Source organism: Rhizobium sp. AN80A (assembly GCF_030053015.1).
Classification (GTDB): Bacteria; Pseudomonadota; Alphaproteobacteria; order Rhizobiales; family Rhizobiaceae; genus Rhizobium; species Rhizobium metallidurans.
The window spans coordinates 577,609-593,388 of record NZ_JASJPX010000001.1 but is presented as its reverse complement, the minus strand read 5'-3'; the positions used below and the strand labels follow the sequence as shown (position 1 = coordinate 593,388).

Below are 15,780 nucleotides of genomic sequence, written 5' to 3'. Positions count from 1 at the left end.
TTGTTTCTTCGCGGCTTTATGCCGCCGCCGGCAAGGGCGATGCTTCCCTTGCGGCCGGCCGTAAACGGAGATTGCACCAGCAAGCGAATGCCGATGTCACGAGAGCAAGGCTCTCGCCGATCGCCAGCCTGTTGTTGGAATTGCTGAGCAGCGTCAGCGCGAAGAAGAAAATGCAAACGAGATAGGTATGCATCGCGGCGCGGGGAATGAGGCCCCGACGATACGCCTTGACGACGGATACGACGAAGCTCGCCAGGATAAGGGCCATGACGAAGGCGCCGAAGAGGCCGAATCGGACCAGTATTTCCAGATAGCCATTGTGAAGCAGCGTATAGGCCACGGTGGCGTAGCGTGTCTGCTGCCAGCGCTCCAGCCATTGGTTGCCCCAGCCGAAGACCGGCGCCGATGAAAACAGCTCCCAGCCGTTGGACCATAGCTGCAGTCGTTCGTCCATCGCGGTCGGTGTCTCTCCCGACTGAATGGCCTGCGTGATCGCGTCGGCGCCGTTCGAGCTGCCCCATATGCCGCCGATCATCGAAGCCGTTGCTCTTACAGTCGGACCGGCTGTCTGGTCGAGGTTCTGACGCACGGCATATATGCCGCCGACGAGCAGGATCGCGGCGCACGCGATCATCAATCCGCTGCGGGCGCGTATCCTGATGTAGCGCATGCCGAGCACGGCGATGACGGGCAGCGTGAACGCCATCGCCAGCCACACGCCCTTGGACTTCGCGCCATAGATGGCGATGAGACAGAGAACAAGGATAATCGGCGCGATCATCTGCGCGAGGCGTGCAAAACGGGGATCGGCGTTTGGTGTGGTCACGTAGTGCAGGAGCCAGAACGTCGTCGTCACGAAGATCAGGCCGCAGGCGACCGCGCCATGGATCTGGTTGTTCATGATCAGCGGGCTGACCGCGACGCCGGTGGTGATCGTGCCGATGGTTCGGGATACGGTGACGGCGAGCATGATCAGAGCCACGATGAAAAAGGCGGCAATGATCTTCTCCATCTGGTTTTCGTAAAGCGCGAACGCTATGCCCAAAATCGGGAAGAACAACGGGAACGCAAAGAGCCAGTCGGATGCTCCGAGGTCGTGATTTTCCGTCGTTATGTAGATGTAGGCGAAGCGCGCCAGAACATACGCCGCCCACCCCATGCAGAGCCAGCCGAGCCAGTTTGTGCGTGGGCGCGAAGGCTCCTTCACATAGTAGACGAGCGCGATGATGGCCAATATGCCCGAGGCGTAGCGGTATGTGTCGCTTTCCACGAGAAGCGCCGACGCCGCTAGCAGCCAAAGAAAACAGCCGAACATTCGAAGGGCAAGGCTCATGGCTGCGCTGGACGCGCGGAACGAATTATCCAACACTTTTACTTCTGCTCGCGCGCGTTTCCATGCGTCTTTATCGACGGCCGCTCTCTTCGTCGACATGACCCGTCCCGCGTCTTCTCGGAGCACGGTACGGTTGTTTGATGAAATCCATATTTACGAAAATAGTAAGGCCGACAAGCCGTCATCGGCGTCGTCCAGATCAAAAGTCGGGCCGTGGACGCAAAAAAAGCGTGGGAGTGACATGATCGTCGCGCCCTGCGAAATCCACCACCGCATGACCTTGCCGCGTCGGCTAGTGGGTGGCGCGGTTCTGCTTGGAAAGCGTAAGGATATAGTCGTCCGCGATATCGGCGATCGCCATCGCGATCTCGGCCGGGGAGAAATCCATTTGCTTTTCCCCGAAGATCAACTGATGAACCGCTTCCTCGATCTGCTGACGGCAAGCCAGCAATCGGTCGGCGTGACTAATTTCAATGGCAGGTATCTGCATGGCATCTGTCCCCAATGTGCTGCGCCTGAAACGAAGTTCCGTGTCCAGATTGCTCCGGCGCTGACGGTCGCCGACGCGACCATGGCCACACGCATGCCCCGATCTTCGCATGCCAGTATAGAGAGTAAGTCCAACGATTTGCGTGAAATCGCTGTGACACCATTTAAAGTGGTTCTTTTGAATTCGCTAACCTAAAACGGTAAAAGAGCCTCGGCGTTGCTATGTGGCGGCCGCGGCCTCTTTTCTGCAACGTTCGAGATGGAGCGAAAAGAATTTTCGCCGCTTCTTTACTTTTAGTTGCATTTTCCTGCGACGGCTTCATTATATGCCGGTATTCCTAATATTGCAGGCGAGGGACGCCATGAAGGCGAAATCGACGAACGCGATCGACGGCTATGTCGGGGAGCGAGTAAGGCTGCGCCGCAAGATGCTCGGCATGAGCCAGGCCAGCCTCGCGGAGGCCCTTGGCATAACTTTTCAGCAGATTCAGAAATATGAAAAAGGCATCAACCGCATCGGCGCCAGCCGGCTTTTGCGGATGGCCGAGATATTCGGTGTAGCGGTCGGCTATTTCTTCGAGGACGGCCTCGTAACGGCGGGCGACGACAACATGCGTCCGGAAACGGACGCTGTCGCTGCCTTCATGGCGTCGAAGGAAGGCCTGGCGCTCGGTAAAGCCTTCATTGCGATAGAAGACCCGAATGTGCGCCAGAAGCTGCTGGCGTTGACGCGCAGCCTCGGCTCCTCCGGTATCGTCATTGCCGACCGTGACGGCGCCGACCAGACATAAAGCGATTTGGACGAGAGCAATGATGCGTTTTGATCGATCGCCGACAGAGCCTTCGCGTCGCGCGCGACCAATGGGTGAACGGTTCTGACGGATTTCTCTCAGCATCAAAGCTATTCGGATCGGATCATTCCCGCATCCGAAACGCTCACGCGCGTAACCCCGTTGCTCGGGCGTTTCGGCATTACCCGCGTCGCCCGCCATACCGGCCTTGACCACGTCGGAATACCCGTCTGGTGCGCCTATGCGCCAAACGCGCGGTCCGCCGTGATCGCCCAGGGCAAAGGGCTGTCGGACGAGGATGCGAAGGTTTCGGCGGTCATGGAGGCTCTGGAAAGAGCTGTTGCCAGCCGCCCGGCGGTATCGTCCTTTCAGACCACGGCGAGAGACCTTCAGGAGCAAGGGCATCGGTTCACGACTCTGAAAGAGCTGATCGGTCTGCGCAAGGCCGATATCGGCTTGGACGATACGGTGGAGTGGGCGACGGCCCGGGAGCTTATATCCGACACGCCCATTCATCTTCCGCTTGAGGCCGCTGTTCTCGACCGGCGGCATGAGGGTCGGTTCTGGGCGTCATCGGACGGGCTTGCTTCGGGAAACAGCCTTGATGAAGCGATCCTCCATGGCATGCTGGAGCGCATCGAACGTGATGCCTTCGTTCTGTGGCAGATCGGCAGCGACAGCCATCGGCACGCGACATGTGTCGACCCGACCGCGTTCGGCGATGAGGTCCTGAACGGACTGGTTCAAAGGATCAATGCCTCTGGCCTTGTGCTGAAGCTGTTCGACATCGGCAGTGACATCGCCGTTCCGTGTTTCACCGCCCTGTTGGGACCAAGGACGGTTCTATCGGGTGCAGAGGTGCGCTTTACCGAAGTCACGGGCGGAAGCGGGGCGCATCCGTCGCCGGTAAGGGCGATCATCCGGGCCGTGACGGAAGCCGCGCAATCGCGATTGACCTTTGTCAGCGGCGCGCGGGACGACATCTCGCCCAAAATGTTCCAGGCGACACTGCCCGACCAGCTGCGCCAGAATTTGCTCGCCTTGCCGGTCAAAGCGCCGGCAATCGTCGCTCGCACCGAGCGATCACTCCAGCAATGTCTGGCTTTCACGCTGGATGCGCTATGCAGGGCGGGCATCACTACGGTCGCGGCGTTACCGCTTGGAGATCCCGATCTTCCGTTCAGCGTCGTTAAGGTCTTCATACCGCAGCTGGAAAACCCCGAAGGCAAGAGGGCGCGTCGGTTCGGTAGCCGTGCTCTATCGAAAGCGTTCGTTTCGTGACGGTCCTGCTTTCGCAGGCTCGAAAACGTCATGCGTTTCAGCACCTTAAAGTTGTTTCACGCTTTATTCACGGGCGCGAACCGGCGGGCTGTCTTATGTTGCAGCCAGTTGGCGGAGAAGACATATGAGTGCTATGCCCAAAGGCGACGGGGACGATCGACGCGGTAATGCAAGATCGGATGAAGAGATGAAGGAACTCGCGGCTCTCGCGCGTCTGATCAGCTATGCGCGGTGCGCGGCGGAAGATGTGGAGCTGGTCGGCGCCATGCATTGGCTTGAACTTGCCGTGCAGGCCGTGAATCGCGAGATACTGGAATCGCCGAACGTCGAGATGATCACGCCATATCTCGGTACCACGACCGACCGTCGCAACACCCACTGACCAACGGATAGATCTCGAGCGTCTAGGCGACCTGCGAAGCCGCCTTTTCCTCGATGATCTTTGCATAGACGCAAAGGTTTTTCGACTGATCGTAGCCATTGGCGCGATAATAATCCGCAACGCCGCCGGCTTGGCGGGACACCAGCCATATCTGCTTGTAGCGCAAGCGGATCGCTTCGCGCTCGATGTGAAAGAGGAGCGTGGTCCCTATTCCCATTCTCTGATGCGATGGCAGGACGGCGATCTCGGCGACATACAAGCCCGTGCCGATGGCCGAGGTATAGGGCGACGCGAACACGTAGCCGACGATCCGGTCTCCGTCGAAAGCGGCCAAGGATATGGTATCGGCCGAAGAGCACAGTTCGGTCAGCCGTCGTCTGGCGTTGTCGAGGTCCCAGCGTTCCTCCCAGGGAGGAGCGGCGTATGCCTTGACGATAATGTCCGCGCTGGCCAGCGCCTCTGCCTGATCAATTCGCTTTACGCTGAACGTCATACGAACCTGCTACCGACCGGTGCCCCGTTTGTTTCAACCGACGCAATAAAACATACCTATGCCTGCAGATGTTGTGACTTCGATGTGACACACCTTATGGGTGAATTCGAGGCATAATACGTACATCCCGAATGCAAGTGGGTCGAGCGCGAGCATATGATCGCTTCGAACGGATCGTGGCGGGAAGCATCGCCCATCGACCGCCTATCGCGCGTCGAGACCTCGTGCAGATGTTGACTTTCACATTCAGCATTCCAGATGACTTATCTTGAACTGTTGCGCGCTGACGTTTGGAGGAAATGAATGGCGGAACTAGCAGTTTTTATCGGATGGGATTCCCGCGAAGATATTGCCTACCAAGTTGCGAAGGCCACCTTGCTCGATAAGGCCTCCATCGACGTCGAGGTGCACCCAATCAAATTGCAGGAACTGGTCGATCGGGGTGTTTATACCCGTGAAGTCGATCCCCTTGCTTCCACGGAATTCACCTACTCCCGTTTCTTTACGCCGTGGCTTGCCGATTATAAGGGGTGGGCGCTGTTCTGTGACTGCGATTTCCTGTTCTTCGGCGATGTCGCGGAACTGCTGCGCTACAAGGACGACAGCAAGGCCGTGGCCTGCGTCCATCACGACTACACGCCCAAGGAGGGGGTGAAGATGGATGGCAAGGTGCAGACCAATTATCCCCGCAAGAACTGGTCCTCGTTCATGCTGTTCAATTGCGAACATCCCTCCACCCGCCAGCTGACGCCCGAGCTCGTCAATTCTCAGACCGGTGCCTATCTTCACCGCCTGCAGTGGGCCAGGGACAGCGAAATCGGTGAAATTCCGGAAGAATGGAACTGGCTCGAGGGCTGGAGCACCAAGCCGTCCCAGGGCTTTCCGAAGGGGGTTCACTACACCAACGGCGGCCCATGGTTCCATAACTGGCAGGACGTCGAATACGCGGACGTCTGGCTTGAGAAGGCACGGGCGCTCGACCCGCAGTTCGCCCCCGTGTGACCCGTGAACCTCGGCTTTCTGGTCCGCCTCCGCGCGGCCTTGTCGGGCGGAGCGCTGCGGATCGGCAGGAGCCCGAACATGCGGTATCTGCCAAGGCTTCGTTATCGGGACGGTACGATAGAAATCGGCGACCGGCTTTTCACCCGATGCGGCGTCGTCCTTGATGCGCAGAGCGGTATGATCGAGATCGGCAACGATGTTTCGGTAAACGATTACTCAATCCTGTTAGGACATGGCGGTGTCAGGATTGGAGATAATACCCGGATCGCGGCACACGTCGTCATCGTCTCCTTCGAGCACAGCTATGAAGACCCCACGATTCTCATCAGGGATCAGCCGATCAAAAAGGGCAGGGTGGTGATCGGCAAGGACGTCTGGATCGGTGCGGGCGCAAAGGTGCTTGCCGGCAGCAACATCGCCGATGGCTGCGTCATCGGTGCGAATAGCGTGATCAAGGGGACGACGGAACCGTTTGGCGTCTATGTCGGCTCGCCAGCGCGGCTCATCAAAAGGCGCGCCTTGCCCGACATGACAGGGAGAGATCAATGATCGGCAGAGATGAGGGCGTCGGCTTCGAGACCAGAAACTCCGCCGCCGCCGAGGAGTGGAAATCCCTGCTAGCGGGATATAGCGATGTTGTGCTGGTCGCCAACAGCGATGAAGTGGACATCGAGGAGCTGAAAGCGCGTTTTCCGGAGACCACGCTTTTCATCTTCTTCAACAAGGTCTTCAAGGTTCTAAGGGAGCCGTTCACCCGCCAGGCTATCCTGCTGTCGAGAAGCGGAACGCTGGGCGCGAACCTCGTCAAGAGCGGCAAGGTCGACAAGGTGCTGCCCTATTTCGACATGCGCACCTTCCACGGCGTCGTCAACATGAAGGCGGGGCCGAACGAACAGCTCAGCCCGGCATCGGACTTCGGCGACGTTCATGTCAGGCACCTCGATCTGACCGAGGTGTTCACTCCGTTCTACCCGCGCGCCAGCGTGCCGACGACGGGATTTGCGCTGTGCTTCTGGCTGACGACGCTCGATCTTGGCGTCAGGATCACACTGGCTGGCTTCTCGTCGAAGCGGAGCGAGCGCTACAAGGTGTTCGATGTTCACGACTGGACATTCGAACAGGTGTTTCTGCGTCTGATGTTCCGCAAAGGGAAGATCGATATCATCGGGCGCGAGGCATCCAACGCCTATGCTGACCTTTCCGCGTACTTTCCCGAATACACGCCCGCGGATATTGCGCTCACCGCCAACGAGATCATCGGAGAACGCCTCTCCAACCTGAGCTCGATCGTCGACCGCCTGATGGACGTGACCCGTTTTCTCCGCTTCCTGGATCGGACCTGGAAGAGCATAAAGCCAAAGTCTCGCAAGCAGCGGCGATGGGATGCGATGGAGAAAAAGGGAGGCTGATCGATCGGCGATCGGAGCCTGCCCGCAAAGCCTGCCCGCTGACCATTAATCGATGTTTTTTTCCAGTTGTTCAGCCGCGATATCGGGCGGCGTCCAGCCACGCTCGGCCTTCTCGCCGAGCGCGCTTCGGTCTCCCATCATCGCCTGCTCCAGCAGGTCGGCGATTTCCTTGGCCTTGGCGACATATTCCTCATTGTCGTACACCTCGACGTCCTCCCGCCACAGGGGCGCAAGTTTGCGAAGGCCTCGGACGTCCTGCCGGACAAACACCGCCTTGCTCTTCTCGACGTCGTAGGGATGCATGCCGAGCCCCTGCAGCGCGTAGCCGGCGGCGCGCACGGAGCTGTCGAAGACCTCGCGAACGATGTCGTGCGCGCCGGCCTCGTAGAGCCGGTAGACGGTGGTGCGGTCGAAGGCGCGGGCGATGATGCGGATGTTCGGGTTCTCGCGACGTGCATGCTTGACGATCTCGATCGCCCGTTCCGGATCGTCGATCGCCACCACCAGGACCTTGGCCTCGTGAAGTCCGGCCGAATGCAACAGGTCAGGGCGGCTGGCGTCGCCGAAGAAAGAGCGGACGCCGAACTTGCGCAGGCCATCGATGACCTCGGCCTGGTGGTCCAGCACGATCGTCTTGTAGCCATTGGCGAGAAGCATGCGGTTTACGATCTGCCCGAAGCGGCCAAGGCCGGCGATGATGACGGAACCCGGTTCGGGTATCTCGTCGGCCTCTTCCTCCTGCCGCCGGTCGAAGCGCGGCACGATCAGCCTGTCGAAGATGATGAAGAGGGCCGGCGTGAACAGCATGGAAACCGCGACGACGAGCAAAAGGATCGCCGCCAGATCGGGCGGTATCACAGCGCTTTGCACTGTGAACGAAATCAGCACGAAACCGAATTCGCCGGCCTGCGCCAACCCAAGCGCGAAGAGCCAGCGATCGGGCCCGCGCAGTTTGAAAACGAAGGCCAGCGCGAAGAGCACGATGGCCTTGAGGAGCATGACACCGAGCGTGATCCCGAGCACGGCCCAGATTTGTGCGTAAAGCAGTGAAAAGTCGATGCTGGCGCCGACGGTGATGAAGAACAGGCCGAGCAGCAATCCCTTGAATGGCTCGATATCGCTCTCGAGCTCGTGGCGGAATTCGCTGTTGGCGAGCACGACGCCGGCGAGGAACGTACCGAGCGCCGGCGACAGGCCAACGACGGTCATCAGCAGCGCGATGCCGACGATCAGTAACAGCGCCGCGGCGGTGAAGATTTCGCGCAGCCTGGAGCGGGCAATGAGGCGGAAGATCGGCCGCGACAGATAGTGGCCGGCGGCGATGACGAAGGCGACGGCGACGATCGTCACCAGCGTTACCTGCCAGCCGGGCAGCCCATCGACCAGGCTGAGCGATCCATGGCCGCCGCCCTCGGCATTGCCGGCAAGCGGGCGCCGCGCGAGCTCCGGCAGCGCCAGAAGCGGGATGAAGGCCAGCATGGGAATGACGGCGATATCCTGGAACAGCAGCACGGAGAAGCTACACTGTCCGCCCGACGAGCGCAGCAGGCCCTTTTCGCCGAGCGTCTGCAGCACGATCGCGGTCGAGGACAGCGAGAAGATGAAGCCGATGGTGAGCGCGACGCTCCAGACCTGGCCGAGAAGCATGGCGCCGCCCATGACCACGAGTGCGGTGACGACAACCTGCAATCCGCCCAGCCCGAGCAGCTTGGAGCGCATCTCCCACAGCGCGCGCGGCTGCAGCTCGAGGCCGACGAGAAACAGCATCATCACGACACCGAACTCGGCGAAACGCTGCAGGTCCAGCGTTTCGTTGCCGACCAGATGCAGGGCCGGGCCGATGACGATACCGGCGATCAGATAGCCGAGCACGGAACCAAGCCCCAGCCTCTTGGCGATCAGCACGGAGACGACGGCGGCCAGCAGATAGATGAAGGCCTGGAAAATGAAGCTATTCATGGGGTGTGCTCTCACGAAGCGGAAGCGTTTCGGCGCTCAGCAACTCCATTCGGGCGGCGGCGTCGATGTCGAAGGTTTCGTCGCGCAAGGCTTGGAGCAGCCGCCCGTATCCCTCCAGATGCGGATCGGCCCGGCCGTCGCCGCGCGCATCGTGCGCGGAAAACAGCGCGTATGGCGCGATGAAGCGCATCCGGCAGAGATTTGCCGTCTGCTCCAGCGGCGAAAGCAGGGCCCGTAGACGGAAGTGGTTGCGGCCTTCTTCGGTGTAGGCGTGATCCGGGCCGCCGGAGGTGATCACGGGCAGGAACACCTTGCCCGCCAGCTTGTCTCCCGTGTGACCATAGGCGAAACCGTATTCCAGCACCAGGTCCTGCCACTCCTTCAGAATGGATGGCGTCGAGTACCAGTAGATCGGAAACTGGAAGATGATCACATCGTGCTTCAAAAGCCGGTCCTGCTCCACATCGATGTCGATATCGAGCTTTGGATAGTCGGCGTAGAGGTCGACGAAGGTGACGCCTTCGATGCCGCCGGCGATCTTGGCCATCAGGATATTGACGCGCGAATGGCGCTGTCCGGGGTGAGCGAAGAGCACGAGCACCTTGGCCATGTATGGGCTCCCATCTGAATTCGAAGTGCGTGAGATCCGGGGCCGGATCGGCTCTACCTGTTCAGTTTGGTCTGGCAAGTCAACCATGATTTCATCGGCATGGCACCAGCCCATCGTTCGGGCGCTCAAGGAAAAAGCGCCGGACGTGTTCGCGGCCGGCGCTTCCAGTTTTTCCAGAGTGAATGATCAGCTTTCGATCTGAAGGTTGGCGTCCCGCGCCGCGGCGATCAGGGCCTGCCTCGCATGGCCGCCGCCACGTTTTCCCTCCATCACGGCGGCGCACGCCCTGAGCGCGCGGACGAACGCGTCGCCTGTCAGCACCGGCCATTTGTCGGCAAGCAGCCAAGCCGCGTCGCGTGCGCTTTTCACGACGTATTTCACCGAGCCGATCGCGATTGTCAGCGGTCTTTTCCAAAGCTTTTCATCAGTCATGCATCACCTCATCGGCGGCCTTAACGCCGGCCGGCGGATTTGGTTCCGCTCGCTACGTCAGATGAGGTGGTGCTCATAAAGCATCTGCTGGACGAGCATCGTGCCGCGCAAAAATCACGGCGCGACGCATTGGGGGCGTTTGATGGCGTTTTTGTTCATCGCACACGGCGTCGTTTTGAGTGAAGATCAGCTCTTCTCTTATTGGTGGTGCAGATCGATGGCTTCGCAGGATCCCCTACTTCAACCATTCCAATTGAAACATCTCGTACTGAAGAACCGGCTGATGTCGACCGCGCACGAGCCGGCCTATTCGGAAGACGGCATGCCGACCGACCGCTATCGGCTCTATCATCTCGAAAAGGCCAAGGGTGGCATCGCCCTGACCATGACGGCCGGCTCGGCGGTGGTCTCGCCGGATTCTCCGCCCGCCTTCGGCAACCTGCACGCCTATCGCGACGAAATCGTGCCATGGCTGAAGCGGCTGTCCGACGACTGTCACGAGCACGGTACGGCCATGATGATCCAGCTTACCCATCTCGGCCGCCGCACCGGCTGGAACAAGGGTGACTGGCTGCCGGTGCTGGCGCCAAGTCCGATCCGCGAACCCGCCCACCGCGCATTCCCCAAGGAGGCCGAGGATTGGGATATCGAAAGGATCGTCGACGACTATGTTTCGGCCGCGCAGCGCATGCAGGCCGCGGGCCTCGATGGCATCGAGTTCGAGGCCTATGGCCACCTGATGGACGGCTTCTGGTCGCCGGCCACCAACATGCGCGAGGACGAATTCGGTGGCGGGCTCGAGAGCCGCATGCGTTTCTCGACGATGGTGACGGAGGCCGTGCGCAAGGCCGTCGGTCCCGATTTCATCGTCGGCATCCGTCTCGTCGCCGACGAGCAGTGGGACAAGGGGCTGTCGCGCGAGGAAGGGGTGGAGATCGCCAGAAGGCTGGTGGCCGGCGGATCGATCGACTTTCTCAATGTCATTCGTGGCCATATCGACACCGACGCCGCGCTCAACAACGTCATCCCCATCCAGGGCATGCCGTCCGCGCCGCATCTGGATTTCGCCGGCGAGGTCAGGGCGGCCACCAAATTTCCGGTGTTCCATGCCGCCCGCATTTCCGACGTGGCGACCGCGCGCCACGCGATCGCCGAAGGCAAGCTCGACATGGTCGGCATGACGCGTCCTCACATCGCCGATCCGCACATCGTCAGAAAGATAGAAGCCGGCGAGGAGGCGCGTATCCGTCCATGCGTCGGCGCGACCTACTGTCTCGATCGCATCTACGAGGGCGGCGAGGCGCTCTGTATTCACAACGCGGTCACGGGCCGCGAAACGGAACTGTCGCACGAGATCGCCGCCGCTGCGTCGCCACGGCGGGCGGTGGTTGTGGGGGCAGGGCCGGCCGGGCTTGAAGCCGCGCGCGTGCTGGCAGAGCGTGGCCACAAGGTCGACCTTCTGGAGGCGAGCGGAGAGGCCGGTGGGCAGATCAATCTTCTGGTCCGCAATCCGAGGCGGCGCGAGATGGTCGGCATTGTCGACTGGCGCCTGGAGGAACTCGAGCGTCTCGGGGTCGCGATACACTACAACGTCTTTGCCGGCGGCGACGACGTCCTGGCCTTCGAGCCGGATCTGGTCGTGGTGGCGACCGGGGGCATCGCGCAGTCGCCGACGCTCGATGCCGGCGACGGGCTGGTCACCTCGTCATGGGATATCCTTGCCGGCTCGACGAAGCCGGGCGACACCGTGCTTCTGTTCGACGACAATGGCGGCCATCCCGGCATGTCGGCAGCCGAGGTCATCGCCGCGACCGGCGCGGAACTTGAGCTGGTGTCGCCGGAGCGCTTCTTCGCGCCTGAGATCGGCGGCATGAACCATGTGCCCTATGCGAAGGTCTTCGCCGAAAACAACGTCAGGGTGACGATCAACACCCGGCTGAAATCGGTGCGCCGCGATGGCAACCAGTTGGTGGCCGTCCTCGGCTCCGACTACGCCGAAGCCACGGAGTGGGAGCGTCGGGTGTCGCAGGTCGTCGTCGAGCATGGCACGATGGCCAATGCCGATCTCTACTTCGAGCTGAAGCCGCTGTCGCGCAATCTGGGCTCGGTGGACTACGGCGCGTTGATCGCGAGACGGGCGCCGTTGCCGCGGCGCAATCCGCAGGGGCGTTTCGATCTCGTTCGAATCGGTGATGCCGTGGCGAGCCGCAATATCCATGCCGCGATCTACGAAGCCTTCCGTTTCGCATCACTTCTTTGAGATCAGGTGCGACAAGGATGATCTTATTGCGACTGCCGTTCCATCAGAACATTGAAAGAAACCTCCAATGCGCCATTTTTTGACGCAATCGGAATGGCGCATGCCGAGCCAATGACGGCTCAATGGGGAGGCTGGCGGACGCGGTGCTGCCGGCGCCCGGGTTCACGTTGCACCGCGACCAGAGGGAACAAGAAAATGAAAATGCTTTTGGCTTCCACCGTCCTCGCCGCCGGCCTGCTTGGCCTTGGCGGCGCTGCATCCGCCGCCGAATGTGGTGATGTCACCATCGCCAACATGAACTGGCAGTCCGCTGAAGTGGCGGCGAACATCGACAAGCTGATCCTCGAGGCGGGTTATGGCTGCAAGGCCGAACTGGTTGTCGGCGATACCGTCCCGACGCTCACCTCCATGGCCGAAAAGGGCCAGCCCGATATCGCGCCGGAGGCTTGGGTCAGCCTGCAGCCCGAGATCGTCAACCGCGGTCTGACCGACGGAAAGTTCATCAAGGCCGCGAAGATCTTGTCCGACGGCGCCATCCAGGGCTGGTGGATCCCGAAGTATTTCGCCGACGCCAATCCCGACATCAAGACGATCCCGGACCTGATGAAGCGTCCGGATCTCTTCCCGGCGCCTGAAGACAAGAGCAAGGGTGCCGTCTTCAACGGTCCGCAGGGCTGGGGCGGCACGGTCGTGACCGCGCAGCTCTTCAAGGCATACGGCGGCGACAAGGCCGGCTTCACGCTTGTCGATACCGGCTCGGCCGCCGGCCTCGACGGCTCGATCGCCAAGGCCTACGAAGCCAAGCAACCATGGGTTGGCTACTACTGGGCGCCGACAGCGCTTCTCGGCAAGTACGAGATGGTGAAGCTCGGCTATGGCGCGGAATATGACGCCGCCGAGTGGAAGCGTTGCACCTCGGTCGCCGATTGCGCCGATCCGAAGGAAAACGCATGGCCGGCCGACAATGTCGAGACGCTGGTCACCAAGACCTTCGCCGATCGCGCCGGTCCCGATGTCGTCGGCTACCTCAACAAGCGCGCCTGGACCAACGATACCGTCAACAAGCTGATCGCCTGGATGTCGGACAACCAGGCCAGCGGCGAGGAAGGCGCGAAGTATTTCCTGAAGAACAATGAAGCGCTGTGGACCACCTGGGTTTCGCCCGAGGTCGCAACGAAGGTCAAGGCTTCGCTCTAAGCGCCGCATCGACAGCGGGCGGCCCCGATTGTGGGACGCCGCCCGCCTACACACCGGCGAGACGGCCAACAATAATCAAAGCCGCCGCCGATTTTGTCATGGGGAACCGACATGGATTGGCTCTGGAAATTTCCGTCGATGGACGAGGACATGCTGCGCGCCTTGAAGAAGAGCGTGGACGAAGGCTTTCGCGCCTTCACACGCGGCTATGGCAGCGGCATCGAAAACCTGTTCAGCCCGCTGCAAAGCTTTCTGATCTGGGCTGAACGCCTGATGACGGGCATGCCATGGCCGCTGGTGATCGCGCTCATCGGCGCGATCGCGTGGCTTGCGACGCGCAGCTGGCGGATCGTCGTCGGCTGTATCGTCACGCTGCTGCTGATCGGCTATTTCGACATGTGGGACGACACGATGAAGACGGTCTCGATGATCTTCGTCTGCACCGTGCTCTCGATCGCGATCGGCATTCCGATTGGCATCGCCATGTCGCGCTCGGATCGGCTGCAGAAGATCATCAACCCGATCCTCGACGTCATGCAGACGATGCCGAGCTTCGTCTATCTCATTCCTGTCGTCATGCTGCTCGGCATCGGCCGTGTGCCCGGAGTGATCGCCGTCGTCATCTACGCGCTCCCGCCGATGATCAGGCTCACCAATCTCGGCATCCGCATGGTCGATCGCGACGTGCTTGAAGCCGCCGACGCCTTCGGCTCGTCCAGCTGGCAGAAGCTTCGCAACGTGCAGCTGCCGCTGGCACTGCCGACGATCATGGCCGGCATCAACCAGACGATCATGATGGCGCTCGCCATGGTGGTCATCGCCTCGATGATCGGCGTCCAGGGTCTCGGCCAGCCGGTCTTGAAGGCCATCGCCAACCAGTATTTCACGCTCGGCGTCTTCAATGGCCTCGCCATCGTCGGCATCGCCATCATCTTCGACCGCATCAGCCAGGCCTACGGTCTGCGTCTGCAGAAGCACCGGGAGGTCGTCCATGGCTAGCCAGTCGATCAATATCCGCAGCCTTTACAAGATCTTCGGCCCACGCGCTCGCGATTTCGTCGAACCCGTCATGCGCGGGATGTCGAAGACCGAGCTCAACCGGGAACACGGTCATGTCCTCGGCCTGAAGGACATCAACATCACCATCCCCGGTGGCGGCATCACGGTCATCATGGGTCTGTCAGGCTCGGGCAAATCCACGCTGATCCGCCACATCAACCGCCTGATCGATCCGACCGCGGGCGAGGTTCGCTATGGCGACGTCGATGTCTGTCGCATGGACAAGGAGCAGCTGCGCCAGTTCCGCCAGAAGAAGACCGCCATGGTCTTCCAGAAGTTCGGCCTGCTGCCGCATCGAAACGTGTTGCAGAACACTGTCTACGGCCTTGAAATTCAAGGCGTCGGGAAGGACGAGCGCGAGGAGCGCGCGCAGCACTGGATCAAGCGCGTCGGCCTCGAAGGCTTCTCCAATCACTATCCCAATCAGCTGTCGGGCGGGATGCAGCAGCGCGTCGGCCTTGCCCGCGCGCTGACCAACGATGCCGAGATCCTGCTCATGGACGAGGCCTATTCGGCGCTTGATCCGTTGATCCGCGTCGACATGCAAACCGTTCTGCTCGACCTGCAGAAGGAGCTGAAGAAGACCGTGGTCTTCATCACCCACGACCTAGACGAGGCATTGCGGCTTGGCGACCGGATCGCCATCCTGAGAGATGGCGAGGTCATCCAGCAGGGCACCTCGGCCGATATCGTGCTGAGACCTGCCGACGAGTACATCACTGCCTTCGTCAAGGAAGTGAACCGCGCAAGGGTCATCCAGGTCGATGCCGTCATGGCGCCGCCAACAGCATCGGCCAAGTCCGCCCTTCGCATTCCCACCGGCACGACCGTCGAGGAAGCGCTGCGGCAGCTATCGGCCGCGAACGCGACAATGGCCGCCGTCGTGTCCGGCGATGGACAGGAGATCGGCAGCGTCAGCATGGGCGAACTGATCCGCTGCCTCGTCGGTCAGGAGCCCGGCACATCGCAGCAGGCCTCGCCGACGGCGGTGGCCGAGGCGATGTCGGCGATCCCTTGATCGGCGGCGACGCAGTATCGCACTGACTTGAAGCGTGCGCGGTCGGCCAAAAGCACGGCCGCGCA

The 15,780-nt window shown here is 61.0% G+C and carries 16 protein-coding genes; 11 read left to right on the top strand and 5 right to left on the bottom strand.

Going from position 1 to position 15,780, the window contains the following annotated elements; all coding sequences use genetic code 11:
• Window positions 1–16 precede the first annotated feature (16 nt).
• Window positions 17–1,270: an O-antigen ligase family protein gene (locus tag P3R82_RS02800; RefSeq protein WP_283192920.1), complete on the bottom strand. Its 1,254-nt coding sequence runs from the start codon at window positions 1,268–1,270 to the stop codon at window positions 17–19.
• A 61-nt stretch (window positions 1,271–1,331) separates the two neighbouring features.
• Between P3R82_RS02800 and P3R82_RS02795 the strand changes: the two genes are divergently transcribed.
• The 4 genes from P3R82_RS02795 to P3R82_RS02780 all read left to right on the top strand — a co-directional run bounded on the left by P3R82_RS02795 (window position 1,332) and on the right by P3R82_RS02780 (window position 4,276).
• Window positions 1,332–2,018, top strand: coding sequence for a hypothetical protein (locus P3R82_RS02795; protein ID WP_283192919.1), 687 nt, complete (start codon window positions 1,332–1,334; stop codon window positions 2,016–2,018).
• Between the two features lie 166 nt (window positions 2,019–2,184).
• Window positions 2,185–2,613 (top strand): helix-turn-helix transcriptional regulator, encoded by a 429-nt coding sequence (locus P3R82_RS02790; protein WP_183898195.1) that lies wholly within the window; start codon window positions 2,185–2,187, stop codon window positions 2,611–2,613.
• 126 nt (window positions 2,614–2,739) lie between these two features.
• Entirely contained in the window at window positions 2,740–3,894 is a 1,155-nt protein-coding gene (locus P3R82_RS02785) for a YcaO-like family protein (protein ID WP_283193496.1), read from the top strand.
• Window positions 3,895–4,081: 187 nt separating this feature from the next.
• On the top strand, window positions 4,082–4,276 hold the full coding sequence (locus P3R82_RS02780) for a hypothetical protein (RefSeq protein ID WP_246400052.1): 195 nt from the start codon (window positions 4,082–4,084) through the stop codon (window positions 4,274–4,276).
• 22 nt (window positions 4,277–4,298) lie between these two features.
• Here P3R82_RS02780 and P3R82_RS02775 read toward each other — a convergent pair whose 3' ends face one another.
• Complete coding sequence (locus P3R82_RS02775) at window positions 4,299–4,769, bottom strand: GNAT family N-acetyltransferase (RefSeq protein WP_283192918.1); 471 nt, start codon at window positions 4,767–4,769, stop codon at window positions 4,299–4,301.
• A gap of 303 nt (window positions 4,770–5,072) precedes the next feature.
• Between P3R82_RS02775 and P3R82_RS02770 the strand changes: the two genes are divergently transcribed.
• The 3 genes from P3R82_RS02770 (at window position 5,073) to P3R82_RS02760 (ending at window position 7,180) form a co-directional block, all read left to right on the top strand.
• Window positions 5,073–5,771 (top strand): glycosyltransferase, encoded by a 699-nt coding sequence (locus P3R82_RS02770; protein ID WP_283192917.1) that lies wholly within the window; start codon window positions 5,073–5,075, stop codon window positions 5,769–5,771.
• A gap of 78 nt (window positions 5,772–5,849) precedes the next feature.
• Complete coding sequence (locus tag P3R82_RS02765; protein WP_283192916.1) at window positions 5,850–6,320, top strand: acyltransferase; 471 nt, start codon at window positions 5,850–5,852, stop codon at window positions 6,318–6,320.
• Window positions 6,317–7,180: a 3-deoxy-manno-octulosonate cytidylyltransferase gene (locus P3R82_RS02760; protein WP_283192915.1), complete on the top strand. Its 864-nt coding sequence runs from the start codon at window positions 6,317–6,319 to the stop codon at window positions 7,178–7,180. Before P3R82_RS02765 ends, P3R82_RS02760 begins: the two co-directional genes overlap by 4 nt.
• Window positions 7,181–7,225: 45 nt before the next feature.
• On the opposite strand, the gene P3R82_RS02755 is transcribed toward P3R82_RS02760, so the two are convergent.
• From P3R82_RS02755 to P3R82_RS02745, 3 genes are all read right to left on the bottom strand, one after another.
• Complete coding sequence (locus P3R82_RS02755) at window positions 7,226–9,139, bottom strand: monovalent cation:proton antiporter-2 (CPA2) family protein (RefSeq protein ID WP_283192914.1); 1,914 nt, start codon at window positions 9,137–9,139, stop codon at window positions 7,226–7,228.
• The gene (locus P3R82_RS02750; protein ID WP_283192913.1) at window positions 9,132–9,749 is read right to left on the bottom strand and encodes an NAD(P)H-dependent oxidoreductase; all 618 of its coding nucleotides are present in this window, start codon (window positions 9,747–9,749) and stop codon (window positions 9,132–9,134) included. The genes P3R82_RS02755 and P3R82_RS02750 overlap by 8 nt, the downstream gene beginning before the upstream one ends.
• Window positions 9,750–9,935: 186 nt before the next feature.
• Window positions 9,936–10,181, bottom strand: coding sequence for a DUF982 domain-containing protein (locus P3R82_RS02745; protein ID WP_283192912.1), 246 nt, complete (start codon window positions 10,179–10,181; stop codon window positions 9,936–9,938).
• 217 nt (window positions 10,182–10,398) lie between these two features.
• Here P3R82_RS02745 and P3R82_RS02740 point away from each other — a divergent pair, with 217 nt between their 5' ends.
• From P3R82_RS02740 to P3R82_RS02725, 4 genes are all read left to right on the top strand, one after another.
• Window positions 10,399–12,441 (top strand): NADH:flavin oxidoreductase, encoded by a 2,043-nt coding sequence (locus P3R82_RS02740; protein WP_283192911.1) that lies wholly within the window; start codon window positions 10,399–10,401, stop codon window positions 12,439–12,441.
• A 195-nt stretch (window positions 12,442–12,636) separates the two neighbouring features.
• Entirely contained in the window at window positions 12,637–13,638 is a 1,002-nt protein-coding gene (locus tag P3R82_RS02735; RefSeq protein ID WP_283192910.1) for an ABC transporter substrate-binding protein, read from the top strand.
• A 111-nt stretch (window positions 13,639–13,749) separates the two neighbouring features.
• Complete coding sequence (locus P3R82_RS02730) at window positions 13,750–14,637, top strand: proline/glycine betaine ABC transporter permease (RefSeq protein WP_183898186.1); 888 nt, start codon at window positions 13,750–13,752, stop codon at window positions 14,635–14,637.
• Entirely contained in the window at window positions 14,630–15,715 is a 1,086-nt protein-coding gene (locus P3R82_RS02725) for a glycine betaine/L-proline ABC transporter ATP-binding protein (RefSeq protein ID WP_283192909.1), read from the top strand. Before P3R82_RS02730 ends, P3R82_RS02725 begins: the two co-directional genes overlap by 8 nt.
• Window positions 15,716–15,780 lie beyond the last annotated feature (65 nt).